Here is a 21,195-nt window from a genome sequence, read left to right on the forward strand (position 1 = left end):
TGTCTTGAGCGCCGTACTCGATGCTAACTTGCTGGCGCGCGCCCGTGCGCTGGCCAAGGGTTCCGCCCGCGGCCTGGTGGCCGAACTCGAAGGCCTGACCGGGCAGGAACCGCGCCAGATCGTGCGCGACCTGGCCGCGCCCTTCGGGCTGCCGGTGATGGAAACGGCGAGCATGCTGGCGCACGCGCCGGCCTTCGACCTGCTGCCGCTGGCCTCGGCCATGTCGCGCCACTGCGTGCTGCTGCGCGCCGCCGACGGACGCCTGACCGGCGTGCTGGCCGATCCGTTCGACCTCGACCTGCAGACCTGGCTCGGCGCCCAGGCCCGCGCCACCGCGCGCTCCCCGCTCGACCTGTGCCTGGCGCTGCAGGCCGACATCCAGGCGTATTTGTCGAAGCAGGAAGAATCCGCACGCGCCGTGGACAGCCTGGTCGGCGGCGCCGGCGACACCCGGCGCGACGGCAAGGCCAACCAGGTGCTCTCCTTTGCTTCGGTGTCGGAGGCGGGCAGCCCGGCGGTCAAGGTGGTCAACTCGACCCTGTACGACGCGCTCAAGGCGGGCGCCTCGGACATCCACCTGGAAAGCACGGCCGGCGGCCTGTCGGTCAAGTACCGGGTCGACGGCGTGCTCGATCATGCGGCCACGGTGGGCGGCATCGAGCTGGCCGAGCACATCATTTCGCGCATCAAGGTGCTGGCCGAACTCGACATCGCCGAGCGCCGCATCCCGCAGGACGGCAGCTTCCGGGTCGAATCCGGCGGGCGCGACATCGACCTGCGGGTGTCGATCATGCCCAGCATCCACGGCGAGGACGCGGTCATCCGTATCCTCGACAAGCGCGCCATGATCGAATCCTATGGCTCGCTCACCCTGGAAGCGCTGGGCTTCGACGCGCCCTCGCTGGCGACCCTGCGCACGCTCGCGCAGGAAGCCTACGGCATGCTCTTGGTGACGGGCCCCACCGGCTCGGGCAAGACCACCACGCTGTATGCGGCCCTGACCGAGATCCACAACGGACGCGAGAAGATCATCACCATCGAAGACCCGGTGGAATACCAGCTGCCGGGCATCCTGCAGATCCCGGTGAACGAAAAGAAGGGCCTGACCTTTGCCAAGGGCCTGCGCTCGATCCTGCGCCACGACCCGGATAAAATCATGGTCGGCGAGATCCGCGACCGCGAGACCGCCGAGATCGCGGTGCAGTCGGCGCTGACCGGCCACCTGGTGCTCACGACCGTCCACGCCAACAACGTGTTCGACGTGTTCGGGCGCTTCACCCACATGGGGATCGACCCCTACGCGTTTGTCTCGGCACTGAACGGCATCTGGGCCCAGCGCTTGATCCGCATGAACTGCCCGCACTGCGCCGTGCAGTACGAGCCGGACGCGCTCGAACTGGCTTCGGTGCACCTGGAGCGGGCGGAAGTGGCTGACTATGTCTTCATGCGCGGCAAGGGCTGCGGCGACTGCCGCGGCACCGGCTACCGCGGGCGCCGCTCGATCGCCGAGATCCTCACGCTCAACGACGAGATCCGCGAGCTGATCGTGGACAAGCAGCCGATCCGCCGCATCAAGGCCGCGGCCCATGCCAACGGCACCCGCAGCCTGCGCCTGGCCGCCCTCGACCTGGTCAAGCGCGGCGCCACCACCATCGACGAGATCAAACGGGTGACCCTGCATGCCTAGTTCGCCGCTGCGCTTCGGACAATCCCTGCGCCTCGGCATCGCCGCCGACGGCCTGGCGCTGCTGCGCGTGCGCGGCTGGTTCAAGCCTTCCTTCGAGGTGCTGGCCGTGCAGCCGGTCGAAGCCGGCGCGCCCGAGGCGCTGGCCAACGGCCTGCGCGCGCTGCTGGCGGAAAGCCATCTCCGCGGCTGGGCGATGCGCGTCGTGCTGGCCGACGAGCTGGTGCACCTGTGGCAGGTGCCGCCCCCGTCCGGCGCCTCGCGCCCGGCCGACCTGCAGGCCGCCGCCGCGTTCCGCTTCCAGGGCCTGTTCGGCGTGCCCGCGCACGAGTGGCGCATCAGCGCCGACTGGCATGCCACCCGGCCCTTCCTGGCCGCTGCCATGCCGGCCGGGCTGATCGAGCTGCTCGAGGGCCTGGGGCGCGAACACCGGTTCACCCTGGTCGAGGTGGCGCCCCAGTTCGTCGCCGCGATGAATGCCTGGCGCCGCGCGCGCCGCCCGGGGGCCTGGTTCGGCCTGGTGCATGGCGGCCTGCTGACGATCGCCGCCTATGAGGGCGTGGCGCTGGCCGCGGTGCGCACCGCCGTCGTTCCCATGGGTGCAGCGCGCGACTGGCTGGAAGCCCACGTGGCGCGCGAAGCGCTGCGGGTCGGAATAGGGCGCCCGGAACGGCTGCAGCTGTGCGGCGCCGTCCCCAGCGGCTGGGCCGGTGCGGCAGGCGGCGCGGCATTGAGCTGCACCCTGCTCGAAGACGACGGCGGCGACTGGCCGCTGCACGTGCGCCTGGCGCGCACAGGAATCCCCGCATGAAGCCCGTCCAGATCGATTTCGCACCGCCCTCGCTGCGGCGCACCCTGTTGCGCGCGCCCGCGCGCAGCGCCGTCCTGCTGCTGGCGCTGGCAGGCATCGGCTTTGCCGCGCTGGCGCAGTACCAGTCCTACCGCGAAGAGCGCGAGCAGCTCGACGCGCTGCAGGTGGCGCTGGCCGCGCGCAGCCAGGCCGCGCGCCCGGCCGTGGCGATCCAGCCGAAGCTGGTGCTGCCGGAAGCGCAGGTGCAGGCCGTGAACGACGCCGTCATGCAGCTCAACGTCCCGTGGCGCGATCTGTATGAAGCCGTGCGCGCGGCCACGCCGGACAACGTGGCCTTGCTCGCGCTCGAACCCGACGCCAGGCGCCGCACCCTGCGCATCACCGCCGAGACCCGCAACAGCGACGACATGCTGGCTTATGTGGCCAGAATGCAGGAGCAGAACTGGTTCGGCTCGGTCGTGCTGACGCGCCACGAGATCGCCGAGCAGGATCCGAACCGTCCGCTGCGCTTCCAGGTCGCTGCGCAATGGGCCGGCCCACGAGAGGGGACGCCATGAAGGCCCGCAGCTTGAACCCGGCCGCCTTGCCGACGCTGTGGCTGCGCCTGCAGCTGGCGCTGCGCCGCCTCGATCCGCTGGTCGCATGCGGCATCGCGCTGCTGCTGGCGGCGGCCGGCATCATGATGTGGACCGCCATGGCGCGCGCCGCAGTGGAGCAGGACTATGCAGCCGCGCGCCAGCAGGCCGCGGTGCCGGCTCCGCCGCCGCCCGCCGCCGCGCCCCCGAGCGCCAACCAGAACCTCGCGCATTTCTATGGCGCGCTGGGCGAGCGCGCCCGGGTCGAGCGCCAGCTCAAGGCGCTGTTCGCGCTGGCCGACAAGAATGGCCTGAAGCTGCGCCAGGGCGAATACCGCAGCAGCTACGACCGTACGGCCAGGCTGTACAATTACCAGATCAACCTGCCGGTAACCGGCAAGTATGCGGCGATCTGGCAGTTCGCTTTCGATGCGCTGCGCGCAGTGCCGCATGCCTCGCTCGACGACGTGAGCTTCCGGCGCGACGCGATCGGCATCGATACCGTCGAAGCGCGCCTGCGCATGACGCTGTATTTATCCGCCGGACCGGGAGTGCCGCGATGAAGCCGCGCCACCTTGCCATGGGCGCGGCGCTGCTGCTGGCCGCCGGCCTGGTCGTGTTCGGCGACAGCACCCCCGAGGACGCGGTGGCCGAAGCGGTCGAGCGCGCCCCGGCGGCGGCTGCACCGGCACGCAGCGACGCAGCGCCCGCAGCGAATGCCGGCGCGCCGGCCATCCTGCGCCTGGTGCCGCGCGAGACCCTGATCGGCGATGACGCAGACCGTTTCGGCGCCGCCGACGGCGCGGACAAGGGCGCCGTCTTCGGCCCCCAGGACTGGACCCCGCCGCCGCCGCCGCCGCCACCGCCCGAACCGGCGCCGCCGCCGCCGGCGCCGGTGGCGCCGCCGCTGCCTTTCACGTATCTCGGCAAGTCGCTGCAGGACGGCGCGTGGGAAATCTACCTGGCGCGCGGCGACCGTACCCACCTGGTGCGCGAAAACATGGTCATCGACGGCACCTACCGCGTCGACGCGATCAAGCCGCCCGTGCTGACCCTGACTTACCTGCCGCTGAACCAGGTTCAGCAGCTCAATATTGGAGTATTCGACTGATGGTTCGTATCCGGAAACCTGCGCTGGCAGCCTGCATGAGTCTCATGCTGCTGGCCGGCTGTGCGGGGCAGCGCGCCTACCAGGAAGGCAATGCCCTGGTCGCGAAGGACCAGGTCGCGGCCGGCCTCGCGAAATACCAGGAGGCGGTGGACGCCGACCCGAACAATGCCCAGTACAAGACGGCTTACCTGCGCGCGCGCGACAGCGCCGCCGGCCGCCTGCTGGGCCAGGCCGAGGCCGCGCTGGCTGCCGGCCAGGCCGAGCTGGCGCTGCAGGATTACCGCCGCGTGCTGGCCTTCGATCCGGCCAACGAGCGCGCCCGCGCCGGCCTGCGCGCGATCGAAGCCGACCGCCGCCACAGCGCCATGATGGAAGCGGCGCGCACGGCCTTCGACAAGAACGAACTCGATACCGCGCGCCAGAAGCTCGCCGCCGTGCTGACCGAACGCCCGGGACACGAGCCGGCGCGCCAGCTGCTGCTCGAGGTCAACGCCAAGGCCGAGGCCGTGCCCGCGGGCGAAGCCGCGCTGGCCGCCAGCTTCCGCAAGCCGATCAGCCTGGAATTTCGCGACGCCCCGCTCAAGCAGGTGTTCGAGATCATCTCGCGCCATTCGGGCCTGAACTTCGTCTTCGACAAGGACGTCAAGGCCGACACCCGCACCTCGATCTTCCTGAAGAACAGCACCGTGGAAGCGGCCGTCTACTACCTGTTGATGACCAACCAGCTCGAGCGCCAGGTCATGGACGGCAACACCATCCTGATCTACCCGAACATCGCGGCCAAGCTCAAGGAATACCAGGAGATGACGGTCAAGACCTTCTTCCTGGCCAATGCCGACGCCAAGAACATCGCCAACACCTTCAAGACCATCCTCAAGTCGCGCGACGTGGTGGTGGATGAAAAGCTCAACCTCGTGATCCTGCGCGACAGCCCGGAAGCGGTGCGCGTGGCCACCCAGCTGGTGGCCTTGCAGGACGTGCCCGAGCCGGAAGTCATGCTCGACGTCGAGGTGCTCGAGATCAAGCGCAGCCGCATCACCGACCTCGGTATTTCCTGGCCCGGTTCGCTGTCGTTCGCGCCGCTGGCCGGCCTGGACGGCGCGCCGCTGACCATCGACGACCTGCGCGGCCTGAACCGCGGCAACATCGGCGTGATCAGCGAACTGAGCGCCACCGTCAACGCCAACAAGACCGACGGCGACTCCAACACCCTGGCCAACCCGCGCATCCGCGTGCGCAACAAGGAAAAGGCCAAGGTCGTCATCGGCGACAAGATCCCGAACATCTCGACCACGATCTCCTCGGGCGTGGGCGGTTTTGCCTCGGAATCGGTGAACTACGTGGACGTGGGCCTGACCCTGAACGTCGAGCCGACCATCTACCTGAACAATGAAGTGGCGATCCGCATCTCGCTGGAAGTGAGCACCCTGGGCGAATCGGTAACGACGCGCTCGGGCACCGTGGCCTACCGCATCGGCACCCGCTCGGCCACCACGCTGCTGCAATTGAAGGACGGCGAGAACCAGGTGCTGGCTGGCCTGATCAGCAACGAAGACCGCTCCAGCGGCAGCAAGGTGCCGGGCATCGGCGACCTGCCGATCGTCGGGCGCCTGTTCGGCAGCACCCGCGACCAGAACGACCGCACCGAGATCGTGCTGTCGATCACGCCGCGCCTGGTGCGCACCGTGCAGCGCCCGCCGGCGGCGGCATCCGAATTCGGCGCCGGCACCGAAGCGAGCTTCCGCCGCCGTCCCGACACCACCGTGCGCGCACCGGTGCAGTTGCCGGGCACGGCCGGCGCCGCCGCTGCCGCCGCCGCGGCGCGCGCGGCCGGTACCGTGCAGAACGCGGTGCAGCCGCCGGCAGGCGCCGCGGCGACCCCGGGCGCGCCGGCTGCTCCGGTCTCGGTGCCGCCGTCCGCCTTGCCGGTGACGCCGCAGATCGGCTCGCCGCCGTCGGCGCCGCCAGGCGTCGTTCCCGCGCCCGCGCCAGGCGCCACGCCGCCAGCCGCAGCGCCCGTGACGATCCAGGTGATCCCGGTCCCGGCGCCTCCGCCGGCCACGCCGCCGGCCCAGCAATAACGCAATGACAGCGCGCGGCTTCACGCTCATCGAGCTGCTGGTGACGCTGGCGATCCTGGCCTTGCTGGGAACGCTGGTGGTGCCGGTGGCCCAGGTCACGGCCCAGCGCCGCGACGAGGTGGAGCTGCGCCGCGCGCTGCGCGAGATCCGCACTGCCATCGACGCCTACAAGAAAGCCAGCGACGAGGGCCGCGTGGCCAAGGCCGCGGGCGCCACCGGCTATCCGCCGCGCCTGGAGATGCTGGCCGAGGGCGTGCGCGACCTGAGGAGCCCCAAGCAGGCGAAGATCTACTTCATGCGCCGCCTGCCGCGCGACCCGTTCAACCCCGACCCCGAGCTGCTTGACGCCGCCACCTGGGGCAAGCGCAGCTATGCCAGCGAGCCGGACGAGCCGAAAGAGGGCGACGACGTCTACGACGTGTATTCGACCTCGGAAAAGCTTGGCCTGAACGGCATCCCCTACAAGAAGTGGTGACGAGTTCATGGTGAACCTGATGCGCATACATTCGCGGCGCCTGCGCGCCTTTACCCTGATCGAGCTGCTGGTGGTGCTGGGCATCGTGGCGCTGCTGCTCACGCTCGCCGTGCCGCGCTTCTTCCCGAGCATCGACAGCAGCAAGGAAACCATCCTGCTCGAGAACCTGCGCAACACGCGCGCCATCATCGACCAGTTCCATGCCGATACCGGACGCTATCCGGAGTCGCTCGAGCAGCTGGTCGAGAAAAAATACCTGCGCGAGCTGCCGATGGACCCGATCCTGGAGTCGCGCGAAGGCTGGATCGTCGAGCCGCCGCCGGAGGGCGAGCAGGGCGCGGTCGGCAATGTCCGCAGCGGCGCGCCCGGCAACGGCCGCAAGGGCACGCCTTACGCGCAGTGGTGACCGTGCGGCCCAGCGTACGCCGCCAGGGCGGCTTCACCTACCTCGGCTTGATCATCTTCGTGTTCATCGTCGGCATGGTGGGCGCCGCGACCCTGAAGGTGGGCGCGCTGCTGCAGCGGGCCCAGGCCGAGCACGAGCTGCTCGAAGTCGGCTTTCAATTCAGCGCCGCCCTCAAGAGCTATGCCGAAGCCACGCCGCGCGGCCAGCCGCCGCAGCCATTGACGCTGCAGGAGCTGCTGCGTGACCCGCGCTTCCCCAACCCGCGCCGCCACCTGCGCAAGATCTTCGTCGATCCCGTCACCGGCCAGCCCGAATGGGGCCTGGTGCGCGCCGGCGAGGGCGGCCGCATCCTCGGGGTGCACAGCCTGTCGCAGGCCCAGCCCTTGAAGCTGGCGAAGTTCGACGAGCGCTTCGTCAATTTCGACAACAAGGAACACCTGGCCGACTGGAAGTTCATGGCGGCCGGGCAGGGCGCCGCGCCCGCGCCGCGCCCGGGCGCGCCCCCGCCCCCGCCGCCGGTCACGATGGCCCCGCCGCCGGAACAGCCAAACTTGCCCGCTGCCGCCGCGGTCGCGGCCCAGGCGCCGATGCAGGAGGTGGCGCCGCCGCCGCGCCAGGCCGAGCCCGAGCCGGAGCCCGAGCCGCCCACGGAAGCTCCGCCCGAGCAGGACGAGTCGGACGACGCGAAGAAGGACGAGCAGGACAAGGACGAGCCGAAGGAGCCGCCGGTCCAGCAGTCGCGCTAAGCGGCGCCGGAACGACCAGCGCGATGGCTTGTCCCTTCCAGGATCGTCACGCCTCTCCCAGGATGGTCCGGGCCACCTCGGCCGCCTGCACCCGCAGGTTAGGGACGGCAATGCTGTCCCAGAGTGTGCCACGAAGCAAAGGCCCCAAAGCAAGAATCAGCGGCGACGCCTGCCGGCCCTCCACCACCGCGCGCAGGCCGGCGTCGACCCGGATACCCATGTCCATGTCGTCCGCTTCGATCAGCCCCTGGCCGAGCAGGCTGCGCAGTATCCGTGAGTTGGTCTCGGTCATGCGCACGTTCGGTCCCAGGCAATTGATGACCATGTCGGCGCGCAGGCTGCGGGCCGTCAGGGGGTCTTGTCCGTCCTGTATCCGCACGCGCAAGGCCGCGCCGTCGGTTTCCACGGCCAGCACGCTGCCCCGCGCCACGGCGATTTTTTCCTGGTCCACGGCCTGCTGCAGCTCGGCATGGAGCGAAGGGGCGATCTGTTGCCGCAGATTCTTGTAGCGCGTGGCGTAGCGGTTCACGAACAGCCGCTTGTCGGCCAGGTCGAAGTTCTGCCAGATATGCGTTGCCTGCGGACTGATCTTGCCGATCAGCCGCGCCGGATGGCCGCCGGCCGCCTTCACCCGCGCGGCGTGCTCGCTGTACAAGGCCAGCAGTTCCTGCAGTGTCAGGGCGGTCAGGTCGACCCCTTCCGGCGGCCAGTCCTGCGTGCCTTCCAGGCTGTCGTCGGGTCCGAAATGCGGCATCGGCAGCAGGGCATGGCGCGACACGGCGGTGATGCTGCCGCGCCAGTTTTGCCGCAGCAGCGTGAGCATGATGTCGACGCAGGTCAGGCCGGTACCGAGCAAGACCACGTCCTTGTCCGGATCGGCCCCCTCCAGATGGGTAGACCAGTCGAGCCAGGGATTGGCGACCCAGCCCGGATGCCGCGCCACGGCCGCCGTCGAAAAACCGGGCAGGCCGGCCGGGGCCTCGTTGCCGGTCGCCAGGATGATCTTGTGCGCCGCGATGCGCCGGCCATCGTGCAGCACGACTTGCGCCCCCGCCGGCGTGACCTCCTCCACATCCACCGCTTCCCCGTCCACGTAGACGATGCTCACCCCGTTGCGCGGTCCGGCCTCATAGTCGTGCATCAGGCTTTCCATGTAGCGGCCATACAGGCGCCGCGAGACGAAGGCGCCGGGCAGGTCCAGCGGTTCCAGGGCCTGCACTTCCACGTCCCGGGAGCAGGCATCGGTCTGCAGCCATTCGACCAGATGGGCGGGTTCCTCGGGAAACGCCGAGCTCATATGGGCTGGAAGCGTGACCAGGTGCTCGCGGCAGTCGGTGTCATAGGCCACCCCGCAGGCAGGCTTGTAGCCGGTATTGATAACCGTTACCCGCACCGGGCGGCTACTGCCCATGCGGGCCAGCTGGATCGCCGCCATCGTTCCGCTGAAGCCGCCACCGACCACGACCACCTCCAGCGGCACTGTCATTTCCGAATCAATCATGTCTCTATTCCTGCCGCCGGGACGGGGAACCCGGCCGGAAGCTGTTGTATATGAACGTTAAAGTCGACGGCCAAGCACGCATCCTTCCATCGCGCGCAGTAGCCGTGCGAACCGTCTATTCGTCGCCGCGCAAGCGCCGCGCGATGGCCTGTGCGCTGGCGCCGGTCATGATGGTGTGGTGATTGCCCGGCACCGTCATCAATTCCAGCGTCCCCTCCACCAGCGCTCCCCAACCGAGGTCGGGCTCGCCGAACTGCGGCGCGAAACCTTCGGTGCCGCATACCAGCAGCGCGTCCCCGCGGTAAGTCCGGGGCCGATACGAACGCAGCGCCGTGTCGTTGGCGCGGGTGACGGCCAGCAGGTGCTGCACTTGCGCGTCGTCCGTCCCCGGCGGCAGCAAGCCCTGGGCCTCGATGGCCTGCTTGGCCAGCAGCCAGTGCTGCGCCGGCGGCGTTGCGCGCAGCAGCTCCCAGTCCATCTCCAGCGCCGGGAACAGGATGCCCAGCATGACCGCCTCGTCGCTGAGCCAGTCGCGGCTCGCCATCCGGCCGTAGGCGCCGTTGCGGTACAGCGCCCGTTCGCTGGCGTTGTGCGCGCGCGAATCGAACAAGGCCAGCTGCGAGACGGTCTCGCCCGCCTGGGTCAGCTGCTGCGCCATCTCGTAGGCGATGCAGCCGCCCATCGAGTGCCCGGCCAGGCGATAGGGGCCGGACGGCTGCTGCGCGCGGATCAGGGCGATGTAATCGGCGGCCATGGCCTCGATCGCATCGAGCGGCGCTTCCATGCCCTGCAGCCCGCGCGCCTGGATGCCGAACACCGGCTGGTCCGCGCCCAGGTGGCGCACCAGGTCGATGTAGCCCGTGGTGTGGCCGCCATACGGGTGGATGCAGAACAGCGCCGTGGCGGCGCCGCTGGCGCGCAAGCCGATCAGGCGCGAGCCCGCAGTGCGCGCGCCGGTGCGCAGCACGCGCGCCAGGCCCGCCACCGTCGGGTGTTCGATCAGGATCGCGTTGGGCAGCTCGTGCCCGACGAGCTGCTCGAGGCTGATCAGGACGCTCAGCGCAGAGAGCGAGGTGCCGCCCAGGTCGAAGAAATCGTCGCCGGAGCGGGCCGCCTCGATGCCGAGCACCTCGGAGAAAATCCGGCCGACCTGGCGCTCGATCTCGTCGGCGAGCATGACCGGATGCGGCACTGCCTGCGTGTGCGGTGCGGGACGGACCTGGCCGGCGTTCTCATCCGGCGCCGCGGCTGCCTGCAGCGGACGGCTGGCGCCGGCTCGGGAAGTCCTGGCTTGCGGCCAGTAGCGATGGCGGTCGAAAGGATAGACGGGCAGCGGGATGCGGCGCCGCGCGCCGTCCGCATGCAGGTGCTGCCACCGGGGCGAGACGGCGTGCGCCTCCCACAGCTGGCCCAGCGCCGCAAGCAGTGCGCCCTGGTCGTGCTCGTGCGCGCCATGCGCCAGGCAGGCGATCGCGTGGCCGACCATGTCCTTGCGCGGGTGGCGCTTGAGGATGGCGCTGAAACCCTGGCCCGGGCCGGCTTCCAGGTAGACGCCGCCTGGGGCGTCGAGCAGCAGTTCCAGCCCTTGCGCGAATTGCACGGTGCCGCGCAGGTGCCTGACCCAGTGCTCGGGATCGCAGGCCTGTTCGTCGGTGACCCAGGCGCCCGTGACGTTGGTGATGTAGGGGATCCGCGGCGCATGCAGTGCCGTTTGCGCCACGCGCGCGCGGAAACGCTCCAGCACCGGTTCGAGCATGGCCGAGTGGAAGGCGTGCGACGTGGGAACCGGCTTGCTGCGCAGGCCGGCCTGCGCAAGCGCCGCCTCGACCGCCGCGATGGCGTCGTGCGTGCCGGCCAGGACGCAGGCTTGCGGCCCGTTGACCACGGCCAGGTCGATCCCGTCCTTGACGAAGGCTTGCAGCTGCCCGGGCGTGGCCTGCACCGCCAGCATGGCGCCGCCCGGCAGTTGCGCGATCAGCTGGCCGCGCGCGCAGACCAGCATCAAGGCGTCGGGCAAGGACATGACGCCGGCCAGGCAGGCCGCCACATACTCGCCCAGGCTGTGGCCCATCATGGCGTCCGGCTGCACGCCCCACTGCATCAGCTGGCGCGCCAGCGCGTACTCCACCACGAACATGGCGGGCTGGGTGACCGCGGTGTCCATCAGGCGGCGCGCCGCCTGTTCTTCGTCGCCCGGCGCTGGGTAGAGCAGGGTGCGCAGGTCGCATCCAAGTGCGTCCTGCAGCACCGCGGCGCATTCGTCGACGCAGGTGCGGAATGCCGGCTCGGTCTCGTACAGGCCACGGCCCATGCCGACTTTCTGCAGGCCCTGGCCGGGGAACAGGAAGGTCACGCGCCCCGTGGCGCGTGCGCCGGCGGCCGACTGCGCCGAGGGTGGCGCAGCCAGTGCGGCAGCCGCGTCCTGGCAGCCCGCGGCGACCACGACCCGGCGGTGGGGCAGTTGCGCGCGGCCCAGTTGCAGGGTGTAGGCGATGTCCGCCAGGTCGGCGCCGGGCTGCGCCAGCAGGTGCTGCGCCAGTCTGGCGCTCATCGCCTCCAGGGCGGTAGCCGAGCGCGCGGACAGCGCCAGCAGCTGCCGGCCTTGCGCGCCGCTGGCGGCCTGCGCCATGGCGGGCGGGGCCTGCTCCAGCACCATGTGCGCATTGGTGCCGCCGATCCCGAAGGAGCTGACGGCGGCGCGGCGCGGCGTGGCCATTGCCGGCCAGCGCGCCGGGGACGCGTTCACGGTGAAGGGGCTGTTGTCCAGGTCCAGTTTCGGATTGGCGCTGCGGTAGTGCAGGGTCGCCGGCACCAGGTCGTGGTGCAGGGCCAGCGCTGCCTTGATCAGGCCGGTCACGCCGGCCGCGGCATCCAGGTGGCCGACATTCGTCTTGACCGAGCCCAGCAGGCAATAGCCGCGATCGGGCGTGTGCTTGCGGTAGGCTTGCGTCAGCGCCGCCACCTCGATCGGGTCGCCCAGCGGCGTCGCGGTGCCGTGCGCCTCGACCAGGCCGATGCTGCGCGCATCGACCCCGGCGCGGCGCAGGGCCTGTTCGATGACCTCGGCCTGGCCGTCCACGCTCGGCGCGGTGAAGCCGACCTTGGCGGCGCCGTCGTTGTTGATGGCCGAGCCCTTGATCACCGCCCAGATCGTATCGCCCTCGCGCAGCGCATCCTCGATGCGCTTGAGCACCACGACCGCGCCGCCGCTGCCGCGCACGGTTCCGCCGGCCTCGGCGTCGAAGGCGCGGCAGTGTCCGTCCGGCGACAGGATATGCCCCTCCTGGTACAGGTAGCCGGCCCCGTGCGGCACCTCGATCGCGACGCCGCCCGCCAGCGCCATGTCGCATTCGCCTTGCAGCAGCTGCTGGCAGGCGACGTGCACCGCGACCAGCGAGGTCGAACAGGCGGTCTGCACCGTCAGCGCCGGTCCGCGCAAATTCAGCTTGTGGGCCAGGCGCGTGGCCAGGAAGTCCTTTTCGTTCAAGATCGTGGTCTGGAACAGCTCGGCCGCCGACTCGGGCTGGGTCTCGAGGAAATGCATCAGGTAGGCGGCGCGCCCGGCGCCGCCCACTACGCCGATACGGCCGGCGTAGGTGTGGGGGTCGTAGCCGGCATGCTCGAGCGCCTGCCAGCCCACCTCGAGGAAGAGGCGCTGCTGTGGATCCATCAGCAGCGCTTCGCGCGGCGGATAGCCGAAGAAGGGCGCGTCGAAACGGGCGACGTCGTCCAGCACGCCCTTGCGCCGCACATAGCGCGGCTCGGCGAGATGGGCGGCCGCCACGCCGGCGTCGCGCAGCTCCTGGTCGCTCAGGTCGCGAATCGATTCCACCCCGTCGCACAGCTTGCGCCAGAAGGTATCGACATCCTCGGCGCCGGGGAAGCGGCCGGCCATGCCGACGATGGCGATGCCGGAATCGAGGCCGGCCGCGGGCGCGCCGGCGGTCGCGGGCGCCGGCTGCGCCGCGGCGTGCGCCGGCTTGCCCGACGCCTTGTCCAGGTGTCCGGCCAGCGCGCGAATGGTCGGGAACCGGAACAGGTCCATGGTGGAGACCTTCAGGCCCAGCGTCTTGTCCAGGGCGACCTCGACCTCGACCAGGTTCAGCGAGTGTCCGCCGACATCGAAGAAACTGTCGTCGATGCCGACCGTGGCCAGTTCCAGCACCTCGCACCAGATCGCCGCGAGTTGCTGCTCGATCTGGTTGCGCGGCGCCTGGGCGCCGGCGCCCGCAACGCCTTGCCGGGCCGTAGGCGCCGGCAAGGCGTTGCGGTCGATTTTCCCATTCGGCGTGGTGGGCCAGGCAGCGAGCAGCATCAGGCTGGCGGGCACCATGAAGTCCGGCAGCCTGCCCTGGGCATGGGCGCGCAGGTCGTCCGCGTCGGTGCGCGCGCCCTCGTGGGCGATCGCATAGGCCACGATGGACGGGACGCCGCCGGCATCCTGGCGCGCCAGCACGAGCGCTTCGCGCACGTCCGGATGGCCGGCAATCACGGCCTCGACTTCGCCCAGCTCGATGCGGAACCCGCGGATCTTGACCTGGTGGTCGAGGCGGCCGAGGAATTCCAGGCTGCCGTCGGGCAGGTAGCGCACCAGGTCGCCGGTCTTGTACAGGCGCTCGTCCGGCACGCCCGGCGGGGCGGCGATGAAGCGCTCGGCGCTCAGGTCGGGACGCCCGAGATAGCCGCGCGCCAGGCCGACCCCGGCGATATGCAGTTCGCCCGGCACGCCCACCGGGACCGGTTGTCCGCGTCCATCGAGCACGTGCACCCGCGTGTTGGGGAGCGGGCCGCCAATGCTGATCCGCTCCAGGTCCGGCCCCAGTCTTGCCATGGTGGCGCATACGGTCGCCTCGGTCGGGCCGTACGCGTTCCACAGGTGCACCTGGCCGCTCCAGCGCCGCGCCAGCTCCAGGCTGCACGCTTCGCCGGCCGTGACGATGGTGTCAAGGGTCGGCAGCTGGTCGGGCCGCAGCAGCGCCAGTACCGACGGCGGCAGGGTCGCATGGGTGACCGCATGGCGGCGCAAGGTGTCGACCAGGGCCGAGCCCGGGATCAAGGCCATCTTGGGCGCCAGGCACAGGCTGGCGCCGGCGTACAGCGCCACAAAGATTTCCTGCACCGAGGCGTCGAAGCTGGACGAGGCGAACAGCAGCACCCGGCTGCCGGGGCCGACACCCCAGGCGCCCGAGAGCGCATGCGCCATGTTGGACAGGCCCAGGTGTTCGAGCTGCACGCCCTTCGGGCGCCCGGTCGATCCGGAGGTGTAGATGACATAGGCCAGGCCGTCCGGGCCAGGGCTGTCCGCCAGGTCGGCGTCGGCTTCGCGCGCGATGTCGTCCCAGTCGCTGTCGAGCAGCACGCGGCGCGCGTTCCCCTCGGGCAGGCGCCCGGCCGCCGCCGCGTGGCTCAAGAGGAACTGCACGTCGGCGTCGCCCAGCATGTAGGCCAGGCGGTCCTGCGGGTAATCGGGATCGAGCGGCAGGTAGGCGCCGCCGGCCTTCATGATGGCCAGCACGCCGATGACCAGTTCGGGCCGGCCGCGTTCGATGCCCAGGCCGGCGATCTGGCCTGGACGCAGGCCTAGTCCGCGCAGGTGGCGGGCCAGCTGGTTGGCGCGCCGGTTGACCTCGCGGTAACTGAGTTCGCCGCCGTCGAAGCGCAGGGCGACGGCGTCCGGGTCGCGCGCCGCGTGGCGCTCGAACAGGCGGTACGCGCATGCCTGTGGAAAATCGGCGCCGGTCGCGTTCCACGCGGCCATCGCGGCGTGCTCCGGATCGCTCAGCATCGGCAGGCGGTCGAGCGTTGTCGCCGGCGCCTCGACCGCGCCTTGCAGCAGGGCCTGGTAATGGCCGACCAGGTAAGCGATGCTGTCGCCGTTCCACAGGTCGGTGTCATACCAGCACACGGCGCGCAGGCAGCCGTCGACTTCTTCCACCACCAGGTCGAGGTCGAATTTGACGCTGCGCTGTTCCAGCGGATAGGACGCAAGCGGCAGGCCGGACAAGTCCAGCCGGGCGCCGCCGAAACCCATGCGCGCCGCGGCCACGCCCTGCATGTGCGCCAGCTGCGCCTTTTGATAGGTGAAAGCGACCTGGAATACCGGGCCGCGGCTGGCGTCGCGCGCCAGGCCGAGGCGCTCGACGATCAGGGGAAACGGGAAATCCTGGTGTTCCTTGGCGCCGACCAGCACGGTGCGTACCTGATGCAGGAAAGCCGCGAAGCCGGCGTCGCCGTCGACCTGGGCGCGCAAGGCGCAGGGGCTGGCGAAATAGCCGACGGTGCGTTCGAAGCCTTCCGGCGGGCGCCCGAAGCGAGGAGAGCCGACTACCAGGTCGTCCTGTCCGGTATAGCGGTACAACAGCACGTAGAAGGCCGCCAGCAGCACGGTATAGACAGTCACGCCTTCCTGCCGCGCCAGGGCGCGCACGCGCGCGGTGAGTTCGGCATCGAGCGTGAACGGCTGGCCGGCGCCAAGGTGGCGCTGCACCGGCTGGCGCGGCCGGTCGGTGGGCAGGCCCAGCGTCGGCGGGGCCGTCAGCTGCTCGCGCCAGTAAGCCCAATGGGCGTCTCCCTGCTCCGATGCGAGCAGCTGGGTTTGCCACTCGACATAGGCGGTGTACGGCAGGCTGCCTGGTGCCAGTGCCGCTTCCTGCCCGGACAGGCGTGCCTGGTACAGTGCGCCAAGCTCTTCCATCATGACGATCAGCGACCAGGTATCGCCCGCGATGTGATGGGTATTGAACAGCAGCACGTGCTCGTCGGCGCCGCGCGAAAACAGCCGGGTGCGAAACACCGGGCCGTGCGCCAGGTCGAAGGGCAGGGCCGCCTCGTGCGCCAGGCGCGCGTGCAATTGCTGCGCATCCCAGCTGGCGGCGTCCACGCAGTCGAAGCCGAGCGGCAGGCTGTCATGGATCAGTTGGGTCGGTTCGCCTTGCGGCGCCGGGTAAGTCGTGCGCAACACCGGGTGGCGATCGACCAGGTCCTGCAGCGCGCCGCGCAGGGCCTGGACGTCGAGCGCGGCCTGGATGGTCCACGCCATCGGCAAGCCGTATTCCGCGCCCTCCGGGTTCAGGTTCCACAGGAACCACATGGCGCGCTGCCCACGCGACAGCGCCGCTCCGGGAGCATGCATGGTGGAAGGCGCGCACGGCGCGTCGTTCGGTATAGGGGCGGTGGTCATGGTAGTGAGCAATGCGCATCGCGCCGGCGTCTGGCGGCGCTGGCGCGGCATCGCGATCGAAGAATGTGTGGGTGGGCCACGGATGCGCTATCGACCGCGCATGCCGCAAAAAATCATGGGTAACGAAGGAGGGTGAAGCTCAGCGGCGAGGAAATGGACCGCACGGTTCAGCCGAGTTGCGCCCGCTTGGTCGTTGCCAAGCCGGTAGATCGACTATCGGTCGTCATATTTACGGGCGGCATCATAGCATGGCAGACAAGACCGTAGCGGGGAAAGTGCTTCCATCCTTGGCTGCTGCGTTGTCAGGACGCCATACGGGCGTTGCAACGGCCTGCCTGGATGAGCGGCCCTACGCATCGGTGGGGTGCCGACGCCGCTTTCCTGGATTCTTCCCTGGAACCAAGTAAAATACCGGCCCCCAGACCCGTGCATCGCAGTGCAGGCTGTTCACCAGTTCACAAGGCCCGCCATGCAACGCTTTCTCCCTGTTCTCCTCGCCTGCCTCGGCATGATCGGCGCGTTCGCGATCGATACCTATCTGCCGTCGATGCCGGCCATCGGGATCGAATTCGGGGTGGGGCCGGTGGCCGTGCAGCAAACCTTGAGCGTGTTCCTGTTCACCTTCGCCTTCATGATGCTGTTCTACGGCACCTTGTCGGACTCGTTCGGGCGCCGTCCGGTGATCCTGGGCGCCCTTTGCCTGTATACGCTGTCGTCGGTCGGCGCGGCGCTGGCGCCGACCTTCGGCTGGCTGCTCGCGTTTCGCGCGCTGCAGGGCGTGGCCGCCGGGGCCGGCTCGGTGATCAGCCAGGCCATCGTGCAGGACCGCTATGCGGGTGCGCAGGCCCGCAAGACGATGTCCCACATCATGATGGTGTTCGGCCTGGCGCCGGCGATCGCGCCGGTGCTGGGCGGCTGGCTGCACGTCACGTTCGGCTGGCGTGCGAATTTCGTGTTCCTGGCGCTGTTCGGCACGGCGATGCTGCTGGTCGTGTGGCGCCTGCTGCCGGAGAGCCTGCCGCCCGAAAAGCGCCAGGTTTTCCATCCGGTGACGATCGCCCGCAATTACCTGATGGTGCTGCGCCGTCCGCAGTTCCTCATGCTGGCGCTGGCGCTGGGCCTGATGTTCGGCGGCCTGGCCTTGTACATCGGCGCGTCCGCGAACTTCGTGATCGAGATCCTCGGCCTGCCGGAGACGGCCTTCGCCTGGATGTTCATCCCGCTGGTCGGGGGCATGGTGGCGGGCTCGGCCTGGGGCGCCAAGCGCGCGGCCAAGTCGTCGCCAGGCCGCCTGCTGTGGACCGGCTACACGGTGATGGCGGTGGCGTCCGTCATGAATGTCGGCTACAACGCGCTGTTCCCGGCCAGCGTGCCGTTCGCCGTGCTGCCGCTGGCCGTGTTCACCTTCGGCCTGGCGGTCGCGCTGCCTGGCATCCAGCTGACGGCCATGGGCCTGTTCCCCAACAACCGCGGGCTGGCGGCCTCGCTGGTCGGGTTCATCCAGATGATGTCCTTCGCGCTGGTGTCGGGACTGATCGCGCCGCTGCTGTTCGGCAGCGCGCTCAAGCTGGCCTGTGGCGCGGCTGTGGGGTGCGCGCTGAGCTGCCTGCTGTGGCGCCTGAGCGTACGCATGGCCGATTCCGCCGCCTGAACCGGGACCGATGCAAGGACGTGCGTGGCGCCTGCTGCAGCCTGTTCCGCTTCATCGCAGCATCCGCAATACGGCACGTCCCGACCAGGCCTGAGCTGCGATCGAATTTAACTTCTTTGCAACCGCAGCGCTTGGCTATACTGTTGGCGACCCTGTATAACAAAACCAGCCGCTCAACAAAGGAGACAAGCTTGACACTGCCACGCCCATCCCGCTTCGCCGCGCTGTTCGCGCTCACCGCCATCGCCGCCGCTACCAGCGCGCTGGCTGCACCGAAGGCCAAACCGACCGTCGCCGAGGCCGAGAAGTTTTTATCGGCTACCGAAACCCGTTTCGCCAGCGAATACGACGACATCGTTCGCGCTCAATGGATCGGCGCCAATTTCATCACCGACGACACCGAAGCGATTGCGGCCCACTTTGGGGAAAAGGCCTTGAACTCGCAGGGTGAAGCGGCCCTGGCCGCGCGCCGCTACAACGGCCTCAAGCTCAAGGAAGATTCCGCGCGCAAGCTCAAGCTGCTGCAATTGACCTTGATGCTGTCCGATCCGAAGGAGCGCGCCGACTACGCCGGCAAGCAGGCCGCCTTGTCCGGCGCCTATGGCAAGGCCAAGTACTGCCCGAACGGGGAGCAGGGCGCCTGCCTCGCCCTGGGCGAACTGGAAAAGATCCTGGCCACCAGCCGCGATCCGGCCAAGCTCAAGGATGCCTGGACCGGCTGGCACCAGCAGGCCCCTGGCTACAAGCAGACCTATGTCGACTATGTGGTGCTGTCCAACAAGGGCGCGCGCGAAATGGGATTTGCCGATACCGGCGCCCTGTGGCGCTCGCAGTACGACATGAAGCCCGAGCAGTTCGCCGCCGAGATGGAGCGCATGTGGCAGCAGGTCAAGCCGCTGTACGAATCGCTGCACACCTACACCCGCCTGAAGCTGCGCCAGAACTACGGCGCGGCCGTGGTGCCGGCCAGCGGTCCGGTGCCGGCCCATCTGTTCGGCAATATGTGGAGCCAGGACTGGCAGCACATCTATCCGCTGCTCAAGCCGGCAACCGGCGCCAGCAGCTTCGACCTGAGCAAGGTACTGGTCGAGCGCAAGACCTCGGCCAAGGAAATGACCCAGTACGCCGAGCGTTTCTACACCTCGCTCGGCATGCCGAAGCTGCCGGCGACCTTCTGGACGCGCTCCCTGCTGACCAAGCCGGCCGACCGCGAGGTGGTGTGCCACGCATCGGCCTGGAGCCTGGACCGCATGGACGACGTGCGCATCAAGATGTGCATCCGGCCGACGGCCGAAGACTTCAAGGTCATCCACCACGAGCTGGGGCACACCTACTACCAGCTGGCCTACAAGAAGCAGCCGATCCTGTTCCAGAACGGCGGCAATGACGGCTTCCACGAAGCCATCGGCGACACGGTCGCGCTGTCGATGACGCCAAGCTACTACCAGCAGCTCGGCTTCATGGACAAGGCGCCCGAGCCGAATGCCGACATCGGCGAACTGCTGCAGGTGGCCCTGTCCAAGGTCGCCTTCCTGCCGTTTGCCTACTCGGTCGACAAATGGCGCTGGGATGTGTATGCGGGCAAGGTCAAGCCGGAGGACTACGACAAGACCTGGTGGCAGCTGCGCGAGCAGTACATGGGCGTGAGCCGCCCGGCGCCGATGGCCCCGGGCGGTTTCGATGCCGGCGCCAAATACCACGTGGCGGCCGACGTGCCGTACGCGCGCTACTTCCTGGCCCACCTGCTGCAGTTCCAGCTGCACCGTTCGCTGTGCGCGGAGGCCGGCTACAAGGGGCCGCTGCATCAATGCTCGATCTACGGCAGCCAGAAGGCGGGCGCCAAGCTGCAGACCCTGCTGGAAATGGGGGCGAGCAAGCCCTGGCAGGAGGCGCTGAAGGCGGCCACGGGCGAGGACAAGATCGACGGTTCGGCCTTGCTGGATTATTTTGCGCCCTTGAAGACCTGGCTGGATGAGCAGAACAGGCAACTGGCGGCTGTCGAGGCCAAGAAGTAAGACGACAAAGGGAGTGCGTCGAGGGGGCTGGGCAGATCGCTTGACCGCATGCTCCCTGGTGCGCGCTGCTTGACACGGGCGAAGTTCGACGAGCACTTCGCCCGATTGCAATGCACGCGCTCATCCAGATCCGGCCAGACCGATCGGACCCGGTGCGGCGCCCGGCGCCGAAAGGAATGGGAAAGTCAGCTGGCCTGCGCCGCCCACTGCACTGCGTCCGCCCCAGCGGGCATACGCAAGGGTGCAGACACGTCGTTTGCCGCTTGCCACACCGCTTCGGCCACATCGCTGGCGTGCGTGCCAACGCCAGTGGATGCGGTCATCCGGGCAATGCTATTTTTCATGAACTCGCCATACACTTCGCTGTCCAGTCCGCGCAGGCCGGCCCGGGCGGTTTCCCTGAAGCGCGTTTCGCCCGAAGACCCGGGCAGCACGATGTGGACGCGGATGCCGAAGGGCGCAAGCTCGCTCACCAAAGACTCCGAGAATGCGTTGACCGCCGCCTTGGCCGCACGATAAACGCTGACAAGTGGCAAAGGTTTATATGTCACGCTCGAGGTGACGTTGATGATGACGCCGGAATTTCGTTCCCGCATTTGAGGCAGCACGGCTTGCGTCATCGCCATCGTGCCGAACGCGTTGGTCTCGAACAGTGCATGCACGGTGTCCATGCTGGTCAGCTCGAACGGCGAGGGCGCGCCAAAGCCAGCGTTATTGACCAGCACGTCGATCGGCCCGGCAGTGGCAATGGCGCGTTCGATGCTCTGCTTGTCCGTGACATCGAGCTGGAGGATCCGCAGATTTGGCAGGGTGGGCAGAATATCGAATCGGGGCGAGCGCATGGTGGCGATCACGTTCCATTCGCGTTCCAGGAAATAGCGCGCGGTTTCCAGGCCGAATCCGGATGAGGTGCCAGTGATGAGGACGGTTTTCATGCTGGGGTGACTCCTGAAGATGAC

14 protein-coding genes are annotated in these 21,195 nt (G+C 69.0%); 11 read left to right on the forward strand and 3 right to left on the reverse strand.

The features are described from left to right. Positions 1-4: 4 nt before the first annotated feature. Genes AC3XQU_RS21195 through AC3XQU_RS21235 form a run of 9 tightly spaced genes read left to right on the forward strand, consistent with a single transcriptional unit; the run spans position 5 to position 7,889 of the window. Entirely contained in the window at positions 5-1,687 is a 1,683-nt protein-coding gene (locus AC3XQU_RS21195; RefSeq protein ID WP_489876138.1) for a GspE/PulE family protein, read from the forward strand. Next, complete coding sequence (locus AC3XQU_RS21200) at positions 1,680-2,495, forward strand: hypothetical protein (protein WP_489876139.1); 816 nt, start codon at positions 1,680-1,682, stop codon at positions 2,493-2,495. The genes AC3XQU_RS21195 and AC3XQU_RS21200 overlap by 8 nt, the downstream gene beginning before the upstream one ends. Continuing rightward, a complete protein-coding gene (locus AC3XQU_RS21205) occupies positions 2,492-3,052 on the forward strand; it encodes a PilN domain-containing protein (protein WP_489876140.1) in 561 nt (186 codons plus the stop codon). The genes AC3XQU_RS21200 and AC3XQU_RS21205 overlap by 4 nt, the downstream gene beginning before the upstream one ends. Further along, on the forward strand, positions 3,049-3,633 hold the full coding sequence (locus AC3XQU_RS21210; RefSeq protein ID WP_489876141.1) for a hypothetical protein: 585 nt from the start codon (positions 3,049-3,051) through the stop codon (positions 3,631-3,633). The genes AC3XQU_RS21205 and AC3XQU_RS21210 overlap by 4 nt, the downstream gene beginning before the upstream one ends. Then, positions 3,630-4,181, forward strand: coding sequence for a hypothetical protein (locus tag AC3XQU_RS21215; protein WP_489876142.1), 552 nt, complete (start codon positions 3,630-3,632; stop codon positions 4,179-4,181). Before AC3XQU_RS21210 ends, AC3XQU_RS21215 begins: the two co-directional genes overlap by 4 nt. Positions 4,182-4,216: 35 nt before the next feature. After that, on the forward strand, positions 4,217-6,262 hold the full coding sequence (locus tag AC3XQU_RS21220) for a secretin N-terminal domain-containing protein (protein ID WP_489876143.1): 2,046 nt from the start codon (positions 4,217-4,219) through the stop codon (positions 6,260-6,262). Positions 6,263-6,266: 4 nt separating this feature from the next. After that, complete coding sequence (locus tag AC3XQU_RS21225) at positions 6,267-6,737, forward strand: type II secretion system protein (RefSeq protein WP_489876144.1); 471 nt, start codon at positions 6,267-6,269, stop codon at positions 6,735-6,737. 19 nt (positions 6,738-6,756) lie between these two features. Then, the gene (locus tag AC3XQU_RS21230; protein ID WP_489876145.1) at positions 6,757-7,143 is read left to right on the forward strand and encodes a type II secretion system protein; all 387 of its coding nucleotides are present in this window, start codon (positions 6,757-6,759) and stop codon (positions 7,141-7,143) included. After that, on the forward strand, positions 7,140-7,889 hold the full coding sequence (locus AC3XQU_RS21235) for a type II secretion system protein (protein WP_489876146.1): 750 nt from the start codon (positions 7,140-7,142) through the stop codon (positions 7,887-7,889). Before AC3XQU_RS21230 ends, AC3XQU_RS21235 begins: the two co-directional genes overlap by 4 nt. Positions 7,890-7,935: 46 nt before the next feature. On the opposite strand, the gene AC3XQU_RS21240 is transcribed toward AC3XQU_RS21235, so the two are convergent. Further along, positions 7,936-9,390 carry an FAD/NAD(P)-binding protein gene (locus AC3XQU_RS21240; RefSeq protein WP_489876147.1) on the reverse strand — a complete coding sequence of 485 codons (1,455 nt, stop codon included), beginning with the start codon at positions 9,388-9,390 and terminating at the stop codon, positions 7,936-7,938. A gap of 115 nt (positions 9,391-9,505) precedes the next feature. Next, on the reverse strand, positions 9,506-16,570 hold the full coding sequence (locus AC3XQU_RS21245) for a hybrid non-ribosomal peptide synthetase/type I polyketide synthase (protein WP_489876148.1): 7,065 nt from the start codon (positions 16,568-16,570) through the stop codon (positions 9,506-9,508). A gap of 469 nt (positions 16,571-17,039) precedes the next feature. Here AC3XQU_RS21245 and AC3XQU_RS21250 point away from each other — a divergent pair, with 469 nt between their 5' ends. Next, positions 17,040-18,221, forward strand: a complete 1,182-nt coding sequence (locus tag AC3XQU_RS21250; protein WP_489876149.1) for a multidrug effflux MFS transporter — start codon at positions 17,040-17,042, stop codon at positions 18,219-18,221. A 191-nt stretch (positions 18,222-18,412) separates the two neighbouring features. Beyond that, on the forward strand, positions 18,413-20,236 hold the full coding sequence (locus tag AC3XQU_RS21255) for a M2 family metallopeptidase (protein WP_489876150.1): 1,824 nt from the start codon (positions 18,413-18,415) through the stop codon (positions 20,234-20,236). A gap of 185 nt (positions 20,237-20,421) precedes the next feature. On the opposite strand, the gene AC3XQU_RS21260 is transcribed toward AC3XQU_RS21255, so the two are convergent. Further along, positions 20,422-21,171 carry an SDR family oxidoreductase gene (locus AC3XQU_RS21260; protein ID WP_489876151.1) on the reverse strand — a complete coding sequence of 250 codons (750 nt, stop codon included), beginning with the start codon at positions 21,169-21,171 and terminating at the stop codon, positions 20,422-20,424. Positions 21,172-21,195: the final 24 nt, after the last annotated feature.

It is taken from the genome of Telluria sp. AZSoR62 (genome assembly GCF_058111565.1).